Raw genomic sequence first — 17,055 nt, 5'->3', positions numbered from 1 at the left:
GAGGCAGCTTATTTAAGAGCTTCCTCTCTTCCTTCTCTATCCCAGCGATATGCCTCATTTTCTATTTCTTTTATGATTTCATTCTTTCCTGCCATATAGCTTTGTATATCTTCCGGATACTGATTTGCTAATTGTTCCTTGACAGACGCATACGCTACAGCTCGTTCTGGGTGGACTCTTAAGTAATCTCGAAACAATAAATGTCTTTTCACATCAGGATGATTTCTTTCATACACATGGACATGATGCGTACGATTCAAGCCACCCTTTTGAAAAAAACGTCTCCCTTTTATACCATTTTCACCGAGCACTTCGTATCCAAGGTGTTCAAATCTCTCTTTTTTCCTATCAATCTCTTCTATATCGCTTACTTCTATTAATATATCTATAATTGGTTTGGCAACAAGTCCTGTAACTGACGTGCTGCCAATATGGTATCCTTCTATCCAGCTCTTTTGAATGATTTGCTTGAGTCGCTGCTTTTCTTGACGGAATTCTTCATGCCATTCTTTTTTGAATTCGACAACCTCAACCTTGCGTCGCGGTGTCCATTTCATTTTTGATAGGGTGAGCTCTTTTGCCACATGAATCACATTTGTTTCAAAAAACCCCAATTTTTCATATAGCCTTTTTGCAGGGGTGTTTTCTTGCCCTGTGGTCAGTTCTATCGGGACATTCTTCTCCATAATTGTCGACATAAGTCTTGTTCCAATACCCTGCTTTAGCGCTTTTGGATGCACAGCCAATCGACTAATGATCAAACAATCTTTCAGCTCTTCATAGGAGACTACACCTAATAAGAGATCATCTTGCTCAAAACCAATAAATTGCTCTTTTGCTTTCATGACATCTTGAATGGTCTCTTTTAATGGCGGAAGATCAGCATAGCCAATTTGTTCAGCTTCTTGTTGGTATGCAGCTAGTTGAATATGTAAGATCTGCTTTGCTACATCACTTATTGTGTGATCTAAATGAACAATCATTTCATTGCCTCCAGCTTCTTCACAAATAACACACGGTCTTCATGAATGCCATCGTAATCTGAAAAGACTGAGATGCCATCTACTGTTTTATCTCCCTTTTCTATCTGAAACCCGAGTTTTGTATGGTAAGCAATGGAGACTTTATTGATAGGAGCTGTGACAGCTTTAATGGTTGTTCTTCCTTCCTTTTCAGCCGCTTCATAAAAAGCTTGATAGAGGATTTTGCCTATCTTTAATTTACGGTGATCTGGATGGACGCCAACAAAGTGAATATAGGCTTCATCCGAATGAGATTGCGATAAAAAGCCAACCAAAAAGCCGATCAGCTCTCCCTTTTCAACGACAACAAAACTTGTTTGCTGGAAATGTTCAAAAAAGAGCTTTGGCAATTTTGCACGCAAATCTCTGCCTCCCCACCAGCTTTGAATGACGGATGTGACTGCGTAAAAATCTGACGGTTTCACTTGACGTATCATGATGGCCTCGCCCCTTTTTCCATTTTGGCTTTCCTTTGATTCGTTTTTTCTCAAAAATGCGATTGTTTCAATAGTCTACTGTCTGATCAAATGGTTGTAAAGACAGTATGCCCGTCTTTTTCATGTTCACTTGTTGGTTCTTCGTCTTTCAGCCGTCATCTCCTTTTAAATCTTCACACTTATTTCAAAAAGTTCACTTTTTGTGCGAAAGTTTCATTCATTTGTTATGTTAAGATGGTTCATATAGGAAATGGTACAAATGTTTATTGGAGATGATGAGATTGGTTTGGGTTGTTATTTCGCTTGTTGTGTTTAGTCTTTTAAAGCTGCTTGTCACCTCTTTGCCTTCTGGTGTTGTTGAGCGCCTTTTTAGCCGCTACGCCGTACATGCTAAAGTAACAAGTGAGCAAACAAATATTACTTTTCAAGGTCGTTCGCTTGATGAGCAGCGAGCATCTGAAATCATTCAACATTTTAATGATGCGATCTTTATTGAACGCTATTATATTTACCCTGGTGATGAAGAGCGCTTTCTTCATCCGAATGAAGGGCCAGCGCCGCTTACTATGCAAACAAAGCATGGGAAACATGATGTCACCCTTTATCTATTCCATTATGATGACCATGTGGATGTGGTTCGGCAGTTTACACATAAGCCAAAGAAAAAGCTGATGGCTTATCGTCTGCGTTCTGAACCGCTCCAAACATTCCACAACATGGCACATGCCTAACAATCGTTGCAGCAGACGAGACGAAGTGTTCATCACTTCGTCTTTTTTGTATGGACAGCTTTTGAATGATTTACCAGTATGAATTTCACCTCATGTTGTTTACAATAGATACAGAACATACGTTCTAAGAGGTGAAGTACAATGAATGAACGAGCCATTCTGCTTGTGGATATGCAGTCATTTTATGCATCAGTTGAGAAGGTGGAGGCGCCTCATTTGGAGAATGTGCCGCTCATTGTCTCTGGAGATCCAGAACGAAGAAGCGGAGTCGTCCTGGCAGCCTGCCCTCTCGCGAAGAAACGTGGCGTACAAAATGCATCAAGGTTATGGGAAGCACAGGAGAAATGTCCTGAAGCAGTGGTCGTACGTCCACGTATGCAGCGCTATCTCGATATCTCTGTCATGATTACAGAACTGCTTGAACAATACACAGACCTTGTCGAGCCATATTCCATTGATGAACAGTTTCTTGATATTACAGGCAGTCTTACACTATTCGGCTCTCCACATGAGATCGCTCAACATATACAAACAACGATTATGAACCAGACTGGCATTTACGCACGTGTGGGCATAGGCCCTAATAAAGTGCTCGCTAAAATGGCCTGTGACCATTTTGCCAAAAAAAACAGATCCGGCATCTATGAACTGAGTGCCGACCGGGTTGCTGCTGATTTATGGCCGCTTCCCATTGGAAAATTATTTGGCGTCGGCAAACGAATGGAGCATCATTTGAAACGAATGGGCATCAGTACCATTGGCACACTTGCTACTTATCCGTTAGACCGATTAAAAAAACGCTGGGGAATCAATGGGGAGCTTCTGCAGCGAACAGCTTTAGGACACGATCCCTCCCCAGTCACTATTCACACACATGATCAGCAAAAAGCCGTTGGGCATCATATGACCCTTCCCCGTGATTACGCATCTTTTGAAGAGATCAAAGTCGCTCTTCTTGAATTGAGTGAGGAAGTCGCTAGGCGGGCACGTTTTAAGCATTATCTCGGTCAAACGGTGTCTGTTGGTGTAAGAGGGACTGATTTTTCACATCCAACAGGCTTTCATCGACAAATGAAGCTTCATTCACCGACACAGTATGGCTCAGATATTGCAGAGGCGGCGATTCAGCTATGCCAGCAGCACTGGGATGGCCAGCCCATTCGCAGTGTAGGCATTACCCTCTCACAGCTGCAGCCTGACAGCCACTATCAGCTGACTTTATTTGATCATCATTTGAAGAAAGATCAACTCAGCAAAGTATTTGATAAAATCCATCTGAAATATGGACCTGCGGCATTATTGCATGCTTCGTCACTGACAAGCGCAGGGCAGGCATATCACCGCGCCGAAAAAATTGGCGGGCATTACAAATAACGGAGGCGAACAAGCATGAATCCCAATAAATTAACACCTGGATACAACATCATGTGGGAATCAAGCCGAATGATGCTACCAGAGCACCGGGAGCAGCTTCTTGCTCAAAAACGAAAGAAAAAAGAATATACACCTCTACCGCTCAGCTCCGATCAGCTAGAGGAAATGAATGTTTTGATCACACAGTCGATTACCGAGGATCAAGCGATTTGCGTGACATATGTCTCATCCGGCATGAAAGCACAGTTTTGGGGCTGGGTGAAAGCCATTCATTATGAAACACGCCAAATGAAAATCGTGAATGACGAAGATGTTCTAAACCTTTCCTTACATCAAATTATTGCCATCGATCTCAATTGATTTTCACAAAACGAAAACATGATCATTGAGAAAACCCGCTTCGTTTTTCTGAAAAAATCATGACCCATCAAGGCTTAAAACCTTGAAAACGAGGCATATGCTCTTCGAATGAACGGAACGGTTCAAGCTTCTCTGTCATTTGACGGATGACTCCTCCATCAAATTGTGTATTTAATTTGCACAATTTTTCATGTATGATTGGAACATCTTACAAACTCAGGGGAGACACAGCATGAAAAATAACTTACGCACTTTACATCCACTTAGTTGGACGATCATCATCGGCACGATATTTGGCCGAATGGCGACATCCATGAGCATTCCCTTTTTAGCCGTTTATTTGACACAAGTCAAAGGCGCCTCAGCCTCTTCAGCTGGATTGATCATTGCCGTCAGCTCTCTTATTGGGATTGTTGCGAGTTTTTACGGCGGCTATGTTTCCGACCGAATCGGCAGAAAAAAGGTCATGCTTTTATCCATCTTTGGCTGGACACTTGTCTTTGTTGGCTTCGCATTTGCAGATGCCATTTGGGTCTTCTTTTTTATGAATGCTTTAAATGGACTGTGCCGGGCGCTGTTTGAACCAACGTCTAAAGCACTCTTATCCGATGTCACCCCATCGAGCATTCGGTTGTTTGTCTTTAACTTACGGTATACGGCCATTAACATTGGTGTCATTTTCGGCCCGCTGCTTGGCTTATATCTCGGGTCATCAAAAACGACTTTTCCATTTCTCGTCGCTGCCCTCATTTACTTGTTGTATGGGTTAACGCTGGCATGGCAATTTCAAAAGCATCCAGTGGCTGCTCCAGAAAGCACCAAACAAATCGGCGTCAAAAAAGCTCTTTCCATTATTCAGAAAGATACGGTCTTTAGCATCATCCTCATTGGCGTTACTTTATGTTCATTTGGCTATTCACACCTAAGCTCAACACTGCCTCAATATTTATCGGCATCCCCTATGATTGAGGATGGCCCTAAACTGTTTGGGTATCTTTTATCCTTAAACGCAGTGGTTGTCATTGTCGTTCAGTACCCGCTGATTATGATCGCTAAGCGCTATTCAACGATTTTGTCGTTAACGACTGGGAACGTGCTTCTAGCAGGCAGTTTGTTTGCCATTGCTTTTTCACAAAGTCTCGGTACGCTTGCTTTCATCATTGTCGTGTTTACGATTGGTGAAGTGCTGCTCTTTGCGATGATGGATCTGTTTGTAGACAATATTGCAAAACCTGAAGTGAAAGGATCATACTTCGGCGCAATGGGGTTTTCTCAGCTCGGCAGCGTCGTCGGACCGTTTGTCGGAGGATTGTGTATTGACTTATTTGGCGCAGCCCATCCCCTTTCTATTTTTTCAGTCTTGGCGATTGTCACCGCTGCAGGCGTTCCGTTTTTACTCATCGGATACTACCGCCTAAAAAAACGAACGGCGGCTGCCGTGGCTGTGAAAGTAAGTGGAGGTCATTAAAAAACCGCTCTCAATTTGAGCGGTTTTCTTTATACCCTGCGGATGGCGATCTCTTCCACCTTATGCTGATCGCCTTTTTTTAAAATCAAATCGGCTCTATATTTTGTCGGCAAAATATTTTCATATAAATTTGGCCGGTTCACTGTATTCCAAATCGTGCTTGCCATCTGATCTGCTTCTTCATCCGTCAAATCTTTGTATTGATGAAAGAAAGATTCAGGGTCTTGGAAGGCTGTTTCCCGCAGCAAACGGAACCGTTCTTTATACCAGCATTGAATTTGCGTCTCAGCGGCATCTACATAAATCGAAAAATCGAAGTAATCTGATACAAACACGCGCGGCTCATCCTTCAGATCATCCAGTGCCGGTGATTGCAACACATTGATCCCTTCAATGATCACAATATCTGCATCTTCTACTGTCTCATACACCCCTTCAAGACGGTCATAGGTCAGATGTGAATATACAGGTGCATGCACAGTTTGTTTCCCTGATTTCAATTCATTTAAAAACGAAAGTAGCGCTTTAACATCATAGCTTTCCGGGAAGCCTTTCTTTTCCATCAGCCCTCGATCTTTTAATTCTTTTTGTGGATACAAAAAGCCGTCCGTTGTCACGAGACTCACCTTCAGTCCATCTCCAAGCCTTGATAAAAGTGTTTCAATGATACGTGCTGTCGTGCTTTTTCCGACGGCCACACTTCCTGCAATCCCGATTAAAAAGGGGATTTTCGCATGATGCGGGTAGTTTAAAAAAGCATTTACATGCTGATTTTTTTGTTTTTCTGCAAAAACGTGTAATGTCAGAAAACGAATAAGCGGTATGTAAATATCTCGAACTTCTTCTAGCGATAAGTAGTCGTTTAATCCTTGAAGTGCTCTCACTTCTTCTTCTGAAACAGATACCGGCATATATTCTCCAAGAGCCGCCCATGCCTCTCTCGTATGGCGTGTATATAATGTATTAAAATCTAGTCGTTCGTCACCCAAAGTCTTTCCCACCAATCTAAACTAAACTCATAACCAAAAAGACGATAATCCGATTGTAGCTTAAAATGAAGGCGCTGTCTTTATTTTTCAACGAAAGTTTGCTTCTTTTGCGAAAAAAAAGCATTAAATAAAGGAAAATGAGGGTAAATAAGAGTATTCAGTTTGATAGATAGAAGGGAGCATACCAAATGAAATATGTGATGATTGGCGGAGATGCAGCAGGAATGAGCTGCGCTATGCAAATATATAGAGAGGATCCAGACGCGCATATTGTAGCTTTTGAAAAAGGAGAGATTTTCTCATATGGACAGTGCGGACTCCCCTACTTGATCGGCGGTCTCATTGATCATCACAGAAAACTCATCGCACGCAGCGCTGACACTTTTCGTGACAAATACGGAATTGATGCCAGATGCTTACACGAAGTGACCTCAATCGACCCGGAGCAAAAAACAGTATCGGGTATTCATTCTAAAACAAAAGAACCCTTTACAGAAACGTATGACCGCCTGTTAATTGCGACAGGAGCAAGCCCCGTCACACTTGATCTAGACAGTCATTCCTTAGAAGGTGTCCACGTATTAAAAACAATCCCGCATGCGCTGTCTATTTTAGACAATCTAAAAAAAGACGTCACACATATCACGATCATCGGCGGAGGATATATCGGCTTAGAAATGGCAGAAAATTTAAAAGCGCTAGGAAAAGACGTTCATATCATTCAGCGGGGTACAGCACTTGGCCCAGGCTTTGATCCCGATATAGCAAAATATCTGAAAGAAGAAGCGGACAATCAAGGCATTCAAGTAGTACTTGGTGAAACAGTGCAAAAATTAAAGGGCAAGACACATGTAACAGCTGTTCAAACAGACAAGCAGACCATTGAAACAGATATGGTCATCATCGCCGTTGGTGTCACTCCGCAAACATCCTTTTTAGACAGCACAGAAATTCAGCGACTTCAAAATGGTGCAGTTGTTGTGAATAAATACATGCAGACCAATGTACAAGATATCTATGCGGCGGGTGACTGCGCAGCAACCTATCACCGTATCAAAAAGGAACTGGACTATATTCCGCTCGGCACGACAGCAAATAAACAAGGAAGAATCGCAGGCTTTCATATGACAGGAACAAACCGCGCGTTTCAAGGCGTAACCGGCACAGCGGTGATGAAATTTATGGACGTGACAGCGGGACGAACGGGTTTATCAGAGAAAGAAGCAAAAGACGCGGGCCTTCCTTTCTCCACCATCACCATCGACAGCACTGACCACGCTGGATATTACCCAGATGCAGAGAAAATGAAAGTGAAACTGATTTATAGAAGCGATGATCACACCTTGCTTGGCGCACAAATCATCGGTAAAGAAGGTGTTGATAAACGAATTGATGTCATGGCAACGGCTCTTTATCAAGGGCTGACTGTGACAGACCTTGAAGATTTAGATATTAGCTATGCCCCTCCTTTTAACAGTGTATGGGACCCACTTCAGCAAGCGGCAAGACGAATATAGAAAAAGGAGTGAAGCCATTGACCATTCAACAAATTGCTACTATTGAAATTCCTGTGACTGATATCCCCCGGGCTGTCTCTTGGTATGAACAGATTTTAGAGATGATCGTTCTACATCAATCAGAAGAAGCCGCCATGCTCACTTTTACTCATGGCGAGGGACCTTCTTTTTATCTCGTCAAAACAAAACACGAGAAACGAATCTACTTTATGAACTCTTTTACAGGAGTTCGGCATAGTATGATTGATTTATTTGTGAAGGATTTAAAAAACTTTCACCAGTATTTAAGCGAGCATAACGTCACCGTATCGGATATTCAAATATTAGCTGACCCAGACTTAGGCGGTTTTAGCTTCGAAGATGTTAATGGCAATGTCTTTGGCGTCACCAATATTAAGCCCCATCAAACAAAAAAAGAAACCAGCCTGTGACCGGTTTCTTTTTTTGTTATTTTTTCATCATCGCTTTCCGTGCTGCTTTTTCAAATAAAAACGGGAATAATTGATACAATTTACTACCAGCATTCATCCATCCTGGTAAATTAATCTCTCTTTTTTTCGTCATCATGGCGGATACGATCTTCCCTGCTACCTTGTCAGCACTGAGCATCATAAAATCAACATTTTTCACATATTCACCACTGCGGTCTGCAATGGTAAAGAAGTCTGTGGCAATCGGTCCTGGATTGACGGTTGTGACATGAATTCCGCTGTCTGCCAGCTCCATTCTGAGGCTGTTTGAAAATCCGAGAACCGCATGCTTTGATGCGGAATAGATGGCGGATTTAGGGGTGGCAATTTTGCCTGCCTGTGACGCAATATTGATAATATGTCCCTTCCCTCTTTGTTTCATCTCAGGAAGGACCTTTTTTGTGCAGGCAATTAAACCAAAGACATTGACCTCAAACATCGACACCATTTCCTCAATGGATGCGTCCTCGACGAGATCGAACACACCAAAGCCGGCATTGTTCACCAAAATATCAACAGCTCCCACTTGTTGATAGGCTTGATCAATGTCCTCAAGCCGACTGACATCAAGCTGAACGATGTGACATACGCCGCCAGCACTTATAATCTTTTCTTTTACACCTGTGAGCTTTTCAATTCGTCTTGCTGACACAATGATTTCTGCTCCTTCAGCTGCTGCCAAGTACGCCATCTTTTCACCAATACCGCCTGAAGCACCTGTAATCCATATTCTCTTTCCTGTTAGTCGCCCCATTTATTTCACTCCTTCATTTGCTCGATAATAGAGGGTTCTGTCTTTTTGCACTTCTTCAATTTGTCCAGCCGCTAAAAGCACATCAAGCTGCCCGACTGTCTCAGACATTGTCAGAAATAATGCTTCTTCATACAGGCCCGGAAATAAGGTGCGGCAAAGATGAAAGGCGGTCATTTCCTTTAGTTGAAGCAGCTGATACATCGTATTTGCCCGTTTTTCCTGTTTTTTAAATCTTTCTTCGATCAATTCGTGATGAGAGGTAATGAGCTGGCCATGCCCTGGATAAATCGCCTGAATGGGCAAATGCAATAAACGCTTGAGTGATGCTTTATATTGAAGCAGCGATTTTTGACGTTCTGTTCCTTTCACCGGCGCTTCCATTAACGGATTGGAAGAAATGGTCGTAAGCAGCAGATCACCGCCGATGAAATTCCCTGTTGTTTCATCTAAAAAAGAAAGATGAGATTGTGCATGTCCTGGGGTCTCCAGCACTTGGAAATGCTCATGTCCCTTCAAACGATCACCTTCTTTTATGACGTCATCGACATGTGCCGTACATGAATATGTATAGGACTGCCTCACCATTCTTTCACACTCACCTTGACGAAGTGGGACACCTAACTGCTGAAAAAAATCATTCATAAAATGGATTTGACGCTGTTTAAACGCTGCATCCTGACTAATATAGGGCTCATTCAACTCGTGTCCGATGACACGGACATGGGGTTTCATCAGATCTAAAAGACCGACATGATCTGCATGATGATGTGTCAAAACCACTTGATCAATATCATCTATTGATAAATGATGTTCCTTTAATTGCGTGACAAAGGCATGCTGCGCCTCTTGTGTCATCGGTCCGGAATCAACTAAGGTCACGGCATCGCCTTTTAATACATATGCATGGACATCCCCAACCGCAAACGGTGTGGGAATGGATAATTGAATCATTTCTTCTTTCACTTTTATACGTCATCTCCTGATTTTTGACTCATAGATCATCTGAACTTCCTCTTCTTTATTCATTGTATCTTGCAAAGGGCAGACTGTCATGCGGTTTAGATGGTCATTTTTTTATCTTTCCCTATTGACACAAACTTGTCCATCGTTGCATAATGAACAACAAATATAAGATGCGCGATGACAAGGATTAGTAAGCAAAATAACGATGCAAGAGAGTGAGGTCCGCCGGCTGTAAGACTTCACCATCCTCTTATTTGCTGAACCTGCCCTTTGAGCTGTTAGGCAAACCTAAACGTTTCCCGCGTTAAGGGACTAGAGCTGAGTATGTATGATTGCATGCTAATTGAGGGTGGTACCGCGAAAAACCTTTCGTCCTTTGCAGACGAGAGGTTTTTTTATTTTCTACAAGGAGGAGCAGCTTATGAGTAAAATTGGATTTATTGGTGCAGGCTCAATGGCCGAGTCTATGATTAAAGGTCTTTTAAAGAGCGGCATTATGTCAAATGAAGATATCATTGTCACAAATAAAACAAATGAAAAACGATTAGAAGAATTACATGCACGTTATGGAGTCAAAACAGATTTCGCTCGTTCCTTTATTTATGAAGAAGCCGATATGCTGGTGTTTGCTTTAAAACCAAAAGATGCGGAAAGTGGCATTTCTGAAGTAAGGCCCCATTTAAATGGACAGCTGATTATTTCTATTTTAGCGGGCATTTCTATTGAAACCATTCAGCATTATGCTGGCGCAAAAACGGCGGTGGTTCGTGCCATGCCAAATACATCAGCGGCCATACAACAATCAGCTACTGGCATTGCTGTCAGTGATGAAGTCACAGAGGCGCAAAAGGAAAAAGCAGTTCAGCTGTTTGAAACGATCGGTCATGTGACGGTTTTAGATGAATCACAACTGAATGCGGTCACAGCGATTGCAGGCAGCGGTCCTGCCTTTATTTATCATTTGATTGAAGGAATGGAGCGAGGTGCATCGGAACTTGGGATGGACCAAGAAACAGCGAAATTGCTCATTTGTCAAATGATTGCAGGCGCTGCAAATATGCTTCAGGATAGCGGTAAGGAACCTGCTGAATTGCGCAAAGAAATTACGAGCGAAGGTGGAACGACAGAAGCAGGACTTAATACCCTTGCTTCCTATCAATTTGAAGAAGCGATTGTCGATTGTGTGAAAACAGCGACAAAACGCGCAGCAGAATTAAACGATATGTTTTCAGCGAGTACGTATAAGTAAGTGAGTGAGAAAAGCACCTGCCTTGATGACAGGTGCTTTTCATCTATCACTCGATGCTCTCATGGACATGATGGCTTTGATTTGATCGAGGTGATGAATTTCATGTAAAGCAATGGTTTCAGCTAAAATTTGGACTGTCATCATCCCTTCTTCAGGATGGAGACCTGAAAAATCCCATGTATCCTTTTCTAATCGCTGTAGTGTTTTGTTTCTGCTCACTTTTAAGCGCTCGATCAATGCACTGACCTCTTGTGCGGTATACGTTTCATAAGCTCTTCCCTTCACATATATCTCTGGATCATATGATGCGAAAAGCGTGTGCTCATTTGATATTGCCTGCTCTATCCGCTCTGACCAGACTTCTTCTGTATCATACAAATGTCCAACAATTTGTTTAATCGACCACTTGCCTTCCCCAAAAGATTCATCTAATGTAGCCTCATCACATGTCCATACTAACTCCTCAAGCTTACGCAAACTCTCATGAAGTGATCTCATGATCTCTGTTTTTGTTAGTACTCCTGTTTTCACTCTCACAATCCCCCTTCAAATATATGTAAGTATTATTCTATATCATACTCTATTTCTTTAGACAGAAGGTGATTGATATCAAGAAAAGCCCTATCATGACGATAGAGCTTTCACTTAATTCTTTTCTAATAAAGCATGAATTGTTGATTGTAAGAGCGACGGCAAAACGCCAAAAGAGAATGGGACATGCAGCCGTTCTGTCCATTTGTGCGCATCCTTTCCTAATGGACCAACGTTGATGACAGGAACGTTAAGAGCTTCTTTTTCTCCTTGTGGTAACGAGTAGCCTTTTTGGTATAGCGGCATGTTGGCTGTATAATCGTCTATATCTTGATTTTCAAGCTGTAAGTAGCTTAAATCAGATAAACCAGGAAAATATTTGACTTCTTCTACTTCGATTCCATAGATCTCTTTTGCTTCTCTTTGAATCTTCTTTAAGGTCTTTTGAATATGCAGATCGTTTGTTGAAGAAACAGATGGGTAAAATGGCGGACTATAAAACAACACAATCAGTGCTCCATCTTCCTTACAAAGGGTCGTCAGTTCTGATACAATTTTGGTTGAAAAATCACGATCCCCTAGCTCACCCCGGTTGGCAAAGGCGTAGTTGACAATTCGCTCGACCTCCTGCTTGCCGGATCGTTCAGCAGCTTTTTCGTACAGCTCATGATACGTTAACACCGTGATGTTTGTATCGATGGGTGTAAAATGTTTAAAGCGTTGAAATGCAGCGGTTTTCTGTTTGAGATTGGCTTCGATTTGGGCTGCTGCTTGTTTCGCAGTTTCATAGAGGAGCCCGTGAAGCTCTTCACTAGAGCGGTTCATCATCAGCACATTAAATAAAGAAACAGCCGTGTGAGGCGTTTGAACAGAGTAAGCTTCTTTCAAATCCTTTTGCATCAAATTGGTCGGAGGCGGTGTCACTTCACCATCTACTTCCTCACAATAATCACTATTCAGTTCTAACAGCCTGTTTAATTCAGATACCATAAAATTTGCATTTAATCCTGAGAAGGGCTCACCTACATGTGTTTCAATTCCTTTGCAGAAAAATCCCGCAAGTACCTTCCCTATACTACCTGTATAGATGTATTGGTGCGCATCCCCGGGATACTTTTCAAACATCGGCTCACTGTTTAAACACGCGGTATACTCAAGGTCATACTTCTGCTTGAGCTCCTTTAGTTTCGGAACAGCCTCCAGCATTCCCTGTGAATTCACTTCTTCATCTGGCACTGTGACGAGCAGAATATTTCCTTCAAACCTCCCCGCCATCGCTCTTTCTAGCATGGAAAGCTGGACAGTCAGGCCTGCTTTCATATCCATGGACCCTCGTCCAAACAGCCAGTCACCTGAAGCTAAATCCTCTCTTGCCCTTTTTGGAAGAAGTGCACTTTTTTGAGAAAAGGACGCCATTAACTCTTCGGGCTTACACGCCATATTTTGAAATTCTCCGTAATCCTCTGTATCGACGACATCAAAATGACTGAGGAGTAAAACAGTACGTGGCAGCGTACTTCGTTTGACAAGTGCCGTTAAAAAATACCGGCCATCTTTCATTGGATGCAAAGCCAAGTGATCAGGATGCTGCTCAAAATATGGACGCTCCCTCAGCAAGTAATATAAATATTCCGCTAATGCGACTTCTCCCGTTGTACCAGATATGCTTTCATACTGCATAAGAGCTGTGAGTAGCTCCTTTAGTTCACTTTCCGTTTGCCATTTCATCCGTTTATCCCCCTTTGATGTCCATATCTTTCATTATACAAAATCATGTTCAAAAGCTATATGGTTTGAGCACCTTTTATGACGAATGTTTGAATGGCTGTTATAATCGGCTATACCATTCTATGAGGAGGCGAAGGTAATTGGAAACAAAGCTTTTTTCACCTTGGACATTAAAAGGTGTCACACTCAAAAACCGCATCGTCATGTCCCCGATGTGTATGTATTCATCCTATGACCGTGATGGAAAATTACAGCCTTTCCACTTTGCACATTATATTTCCCGTGCGCAAGGTCAGGCCGGATTAATTATGGTCGAGGCAAGTGCTGTTTCACCTGAGGGAAGAATTAGTGATCAGGACCTCGGAATTTGGAGTGATGAGCACATTGAAGGGTTTGCCTCATTAAACGAACAAATCAAAGCGTACGGAACAAAAACGGCCATCCAGCTAGCCCATGCAGGACGCAAGGCTGAGCTAGATGGTGACATTCTTGCTCCATCCAGCATTCCATTTGACGAGCAATCTAAAACACCTCTTGAGATGTCTATCGATCAAATAAAAGACACAGTTCAGGCGTTTCAAGATGCCGCTGTCCGCGCCAAGAAAGCTGGATTTGACATCATTGAGATTCATGGTGCGCATGGCTATTTGATTAACGAATTTCTCTCACCGCTTGCCAATCACCGGACAGATGAATATGGCGGTTCACCAGAAAATCGTTATCGCTTCTTGAGAGAAGTGGTTGATGCAGTCAATGAAGTGTGGGATGGACCATTATTTGTCCGTGTATCCGCTTCTGATTACACAACAAAAGGACTAGATATTGCAGATTATATTGGCATTGCCGCATGGCTGAAAGAGCAAGGAGTCGATCTAATTGATGTGAGCTCAGGTGCTGTGGTGCAAGCCAGTATTAACACATTCCCCGGCTACCAAGTCACCTTTGCTGAGAAAATAAGAGAAGGTGCCGGCATCCAAACAGCCGCTGTCGGTATGATCACATCTGGTATACAGGCCGAAGAAATTTTACAAAATCAGCGTGCTGACTTGATCTTTATCGGCAGAGAATTTTTACGGGATCCGTATTTCCCAAAAACAGCCGCTAAAGAGCTTCGTACATCCATCGAAAGCCCGCGCCAATACGATCGTGCTTGGTAACATCTCTAAGCAAAAAGGTGTCTATTTTTTGAAATAGGCATCTTTTTTGTTTTTAAGAGAAACATCTTTGCCTTTTGTGCCGTCTTTTAGCTAAAGAACCACTTAGAGGAGATGGAAGAATGAACTCGGCATTGATTGAAAGAACGTATCATATAGATGGACATCACTTTTATACAAGGCATCGTCAAGGGAAAAAGGAAGCCACCATTATTTTTGAAGCAGGATATGGAATTTCAGGCGATACGTGGGCGAATATCGCTCGTGATATTGACCCAGAGCTTGGTGTTTTCTTATATGACCGTTTAGGCAATGGAAAAAGCAGCGAAAGCAAAGAAGGAAGAACTTTGCATGATCTTGCAGATGATTTAGATACACTCTTACATCAAGCCAATATTCAGCCGCCATTTCTCATTGTGGCGCACTCATTTGGCTCTCTTGTCAGCCGCTTATGGGCAAGCCGCAGAAAAGAAGATGTTATCGGTATGGTCCTTCTAGACCCAGCAAGTGAGGAGCAAGAGCAGGTCATTCTGCCGCTCTTATCAAAGGAAGAACGCACTTCATATATGACGCAGTTCACAGCAGAATGTACACATGAGGACTTTGAGCAAATGCTGCGTACGATCAAAGAGGAGCAAACGCATTATGGGATGATGCCCCTTCTTGTCATTTCATCAGGCAAAAGCCGCTTGTTTCATCCAGCACATGAAGCTTGGCTCAGGCTCCATAAACGAATGCTCACATTGTCATCCCAAAGCGGATGGATTCAGGCGCAGAACAGCTCGCACTATATTCATCACGATGAACCACATATTGTGCAGCTTGCGATTTATGATGTATGGTGTGCAGCAAAACAGCCTGCCACTTATTATCAAACAGCTAACTAAAAACAAAAACTCCTTGACCGGACATCAGTCAAGGAGTTTTTTCATTATACCGTTGGTGCTGATTGACTTTTCTCAGACAGCAACTTTTCAATGCTGACAAGCTGAACGCATAACGTAAAGATGTCAATCGCCTGCTCTAGTTCTTCAAGTGTTGGGAACGTTGGCGCAATACGGATGTTACGATCAAGCGGATCGTTTCCATAAGGATATGTCGCCCCTGCACCTGTTAGTGTCACACCGGCTTCTTTCGCTTTTTGCACAACAGCTTTTGCACAATGATCGAGTGTATTTAAGCTGATAAAATATCCGCCATTTGGTTTGTGCCACTCAGCGATGCCTGTTCCACCAAGCTTTTCATCAAGGATCGAAAGAACGAGGTCAAATTTCGGCTTAATAATCGCTGCATGCTTTTTCATATGTTCCTTCAATCCTTCTGGATTCTTGAAGAAACGAAGGTGTCTTAATTGATTGATTTTATCTGGCCCAATGGTTTGAACTGATAGCTGTTTTTGAATAAAGCTGACGTTGTCCTGACTAGATGCCATCAGTGCAACACCCGAGCCTGGGAACGTAATTTTAGAAGTAGAGGCGAACATAAACACACGGTTTGCATGTCCTGCTTTGTCTACTGCTTGAAAAATATCTTTTAACGTATCAGGCGTATCTGTTAGATGGTGGACTGCATAGGCATCATCCCAAAAAATACGGAAGTCGTCTGCTTTTGTCTGCATAGAAGCAAGACGGTCAACAACCTCATCTGAATACGTAATGCCGTCAGGGTTACTATATTTCGGTACACACCAAATCCCTTTGATGGCTTCATCTTCTGCAACCAATTTTTCCACCTGATCCATGTCAGGTCCATCCGACTTCATATCTACCGTAATCATCTCTATGTTAAAATGCTCACAAATGGCAAAATGACGATCATATCCTGGGCTTGGTGCAAGGAATTTTACCTTTGGAAGCTCTCCCCAAGGTGTTTTGCTGCCATATACGCCGTGAGTCATAGCACGTGCAATTGTGTCATGCATCATATTCAGACTAGAATTACCGCCAATGATGATTTGTTCTGGCTTCAGATTGAGCACACTTGCAAAAAATTTCTTTGTTTCAGGAAGGCCTGTCAAGCCGCCATAGTTTCGCACATCTGTACCATCCTCAGCTGTCATTGCATCCTTTGATGTCACGACATCGAGCATGCCCATAGATAAATCGAGCTGTTTTGGTGAAGGTTTCCCTCTTGACATGTCTAAGTGTAAGTTTTTACTTTTGTACGTTTCAAATTCTTTTTGTCGTGCTGCATATAGGTCATTTAATTCTGCTTCACTTAACGCTGTAAAACCGCTCATCTTTGATTGTGCCTCCCGTATTCTTCATAGTGTAATTCGTCATTTGTTTTTTCTTCACCATTTTACCAC

Annotated in this window: 17 protein-coding genes and 1 other annotated feature; of the genes, 9 read left to right on the top strand and 8 right to left on the bottom strand. The window is 42.5% G+C overall.

Annotation, left to right across the window (positions count from 1 at the left end):
• Window positions 1-8: 8 nt before the first annotated feature.
• Window positions 9-983 carry a GNAT family N-acetyltransferase gene (locus tag ES896_RS08950; RefSeq protein ID WP_056705199.1) on the bottom strand — a complete coding sequence of 325 codons (975 nt, stop codon included), beginning with the start codon at window positions 981-983 and terminating at the stop codon, window positions 9-11.
• Window positions 980-1,459, bottom strand: coding sequence for a GNAT family N-acetyltransferase (locus ES896_RS08945; RefSeq protein WP_007501073.1), 480 nt, complete (start codon window positions 1,457-1,459; stop codon window positions 980-982). The genes ES896_RS08950 and ES896_RS08945 overlap by 4 nt, the downstream gene beginning before the upstream one ends.
• Before the next feature lie 281 nt (window positions 1,460-1,740).
• On the opposite strand from ES896_RS08945, the gene ES896_RS08940 reads away from it, so the two are divergent.
• The 4 genes from ES896_RS08940 (at window position 1,741) to ES896_RS08925 (ending at window position 5,392) form a co-directional block, all read left to right on the top strand.
• Window positions 1,741-2,190, top strand: coding sequence for a YfmQ family protein (locus tag ES896_RS08940; RefSeq protein WP_024718948.1), 450 nt, complete (start codon window positions 1,741-1,743; stop codon window positions 2,188-2,190).
• Between the two features lie 141 nt (window positions 2,191-2,331).
• Window positions 2,332-3,564 carry a DNA polymerase IV gene (locus ES896_RS08935; RefSeq protein ID WP_135226722.1) on the top strand — a complete coding sequence of 411 codons (1,233 nt, stop codon included), beginning with the start codon at window positions 2,332-2,334 and terminating at the stop codon, window positions 3,562-3,564.
• Between the two features lie 15 nt (window positions 3,565-3,579).
• On the top strand, window positions 3,580-3,924 hold the full coding sequence (locus ES896_RS08930) for a YolD-like family protein (protein ID WP_017367544.1): 345 nt from the start codon (window positions 3,580-3,582) through the stop codon (window positions 3,922-3,924).
• Window positions 3,925-4,156: 232 nt separating this feature from the next.
• Window positions 4,157-5,392, top strand: a complete 1,236-nt coding sequence (locus ES896_RS08925) for an MDR family MFS transporter (RefSeq protein ID WP_008343828.1) — start codon at window positions 4,157-4,159, stop codon at window positions 5,390-5,392.
• A gap of 29 nt (window positions 5,393-5,421) precedes the next feature.
• On the opposite strand, the gene coaA is transcribed toward ES896_RS08925, so the two are convergent.
• On the bottom strand, window positions 5,422-6,381 hold the full coding sequence (gene coaA / locus ES896_RS08920) for a type I pantothenate kinase (protein WP_008342294.1): 960 nt from the start codon (window positions 6,379-6,381) through the stop codon (window positions 5,422-5,424).
• Between the two features lie 188 nt (window positions 6,382-6,569).
• On the opposite strand from coaA, the gene ES896_RS08915 reads away from it, so the two are divergent.
• Both ES896_RS08915 and ES896_RS08910 read left to right on the top strand, forming a co-directional pair.
• Window positions 6,570-7,898, top strand: a complete 1,329-nt coding sequence (locus ES896_RS08915) for a CoA-disulfide reductase (protein ID WP_135226721.1) — start codon at window positions 6,570-6,572, stop codon at window positions 7,896-7,898.
• Between the two features lie 8 nt (window positions 7,899-7,906).
• On the top strand, window positions 7,907-8,329 hold the full coding sequence (locus ES896_RS08910) for a VOC family protein (protein WP_227820666.1): 423 nt from the start codon (window positions 7,907-7,909) through the stop codon (window positions 8,327-8,329).
• Between the two features lie 16 nt (window positions 8,330-8,345).
• Here the strand turns inward: ES896_RS08910 and ES896_RS08905 are convergent, their stop codons facing one another.
• Window positions 8,346-9,122 (bottom strand): SDR family NAD(P)-dependent oxidoreductase, encoded by a 777-nt coding sequence (locus tag ES896_RS08905; protein WP_058214170.1) that lies wholly within the window; start codon window positions 9,120-9,122, stop codon window positions 8,346-8,348.
• Entirely contained in the window at window positions 9,123-10,085 is a 963-nt protein-coding gene (locus ES896_RS08900) for an MBL fold metallo-hydrolase (protein WP_079919578.1), read from the bottom strand. It abuts the gene before it with no gap.
• A gap of 168 nt (window positions 10,086-10,253) precedes the next feature.
• Window positions 10,254-10,465 (top strand) — a binding site (T-box leader).
• Window positions 10,466-10,506: 41 nt separating this feature from the next.
• Between ES896_RS08900 and proC the strand changes: the two genes are divergently transcribed.
• Window positions 10,507-11,334, top strand: a complete 828-nt coding sequence (proC, locus tag ES896_RS08895) for a pyrroline-5-carboxylate reductase (protein ID WP_008342285.1) — start codon at window positions 10,507-10,509, stop codon at window positions 11,332-11,334.
• A gap of 39 nt (window positions 11,335-11,373) precedes the next feature.
• On the opposite strand, the gene ES896_RS08890 is transcribed toward proC, so the two are convergent.
• On the bottom strand, window positions 11,374-11,865 hold the full coding sequence (locus tag ES896_RS08890) for a DinB family protein (RefSeq protein WP_050827378.1): 492 nt from the start codon (window positions 11,863-11,865) through the stop codon (window positions 11,374-11,376).
• A gap of 114 nt (window positions 11,866-11,979) precedes the next feature.
• Window positions 11,980-13,593 carry a M20/M25/M40 family metallo-hydrolase gene (locus tag ES896_RS08885; RefSeq protein WP_050827380.1) on the bottom strand — a complete coding sequence of 538 codons (1,614 nt, stop codon included), beginning with the start codon at window positions 13,591-13,593 and terminating at the stop codon, window positions 11,980-11,982.
• A 140-nt stretch (window positions 13,594-13,733) separates the two neighbouring features.
• Between ES896_RS08885 and namA the strand changes: the two genes are divergently transcribed.
• The gene (namA, locus tag ES896_RS08880) at window positions 13,734-14,750 is read left to right on the top strand and encodes an NADPH dehydrogenase NamA (protein WP_017367553.1); all 1,017 of its coding nucleotides are present in this window, start codon (window positions 13,734-13,736) and stop codon (window positions 14,748-14,750) included.
• Between the two features lie 119 nt (window positions 14,751-14,869).
• Window positions 14,870-15,634: an alpha/beta fold hydrolase gene (locus tag ES896_RS08875; RefSeq protein ID WP_135226720.1), complete on the top strand. Its 765-nt coding sequence runs from the start codon at window positions 14,870-14,872 to the stop codon at window positions 15,632-15,634.
• 44 nt (window positions 15,635-15,678) lie between these two features.
• On the opposite strand, the gene ES896_RS08870 is transcribed toward ES896_RS08875, so the two are convergent.
• Complete coding sequence (locus tag ES896_RS08870; RefSeq protein WP_017357939.1) at window positions 15,679-16,986, bottom strand: aspartate aminotransferase type Ic; 1,308 nt, start codon at window positions 16,984-16,986, stop codon at window positions 15,679-15,681.
• Window positions 16,987-17,055 lie beyond the last annotated feature (69 nt).

It is taken from the genome of Bacillus sp. 005/A4HT-01/001, assembly GCF_004634445.1.
Taxonomy (GTDB): Bacteria; Bacillota; Bacilli; order Bacillales; family Bacillaceae; genus Bacillus; species Bacillus altitudinis.
This window is presented reverse-complemented; position numbering and strand designations above follow the sequence as displayed.

Bases quoted from the DNA above. Each gene is read 5' to 3' on its own strand.
- ES896_RS08950 (WP_056705199.1), bottom strand. From the start codon at position 983: ATGATTGTTCATTTAGATCACACAATAAGTGATGTAGCAAAGCAGATC.
- ES896_RS08945 (WP_007501073.1), bottom strand. From the start codon at position 1,459: ATGATACGTCAAGTGAAACCGTCAGATTTTTACGCAGTCACATCCGTC.
- ES896_RS08935 (WP_135226722.1), top strand. From the start codon at position 2,332: ATGAATGAACGAGCCATTCTGCTTGTGGATATGCAGTCATTTTATGCA.
- ES896_RS08930 (WP_017367544.1), top strand. From the start codon at position 3,580: ATGAATCCCAATAAATTAACACCTGGATACAACATCATGTGGGAATCA.
- ES896_RS08925 (WP_008343828.1), top strand. From the start codon at position 4,157: ATGAAAAATAACTTACGCACTTTACATCCACTTAGTTGGACGATCATC.
- ES896_RS08915 (WP_135226721.1), top strand. From the start codon at position 6,570: ATGAAATATGTGATGATTGGCGGAGATGCAGCAGGAATGAGCTGCGCT.
- ES896_RS08905 (WP_058214170.1), bottom strand. From the start codon at position 9,122: ATGGGGCGACTAACAGGAAAGAGAATATGGATTACAGGTGCTTCAGGC.
- proC (WP_008342285.1), top strand. From the start codon at position 10,507: ATGAGTAAAATTGGATTTATTGGTGCAGGCTCAATGGCCGAGTCTATG.
- ES896_RS08885 (WP_050827380.1), bottom strand. From the start codon at position 13,593: ATGAAATGGCAAACGGAAAGTGAACTAAAGGAGCTACTCACAGCTCTT.
- ES896_RS08875 (WP_135226720.1), top strand. From the start codon at position 14,870: ATGAACTCGGCATTGATTGAAAGAACGTATCATATAGATGGACATCAC.
- ES896_RS08870 (WP_017357939.1), bottom strand. From the start codon at position 16,986: ATGAGCGGTTTTACAGCGTTAAGTGAAGCAGAATTAAATGACCTATAT.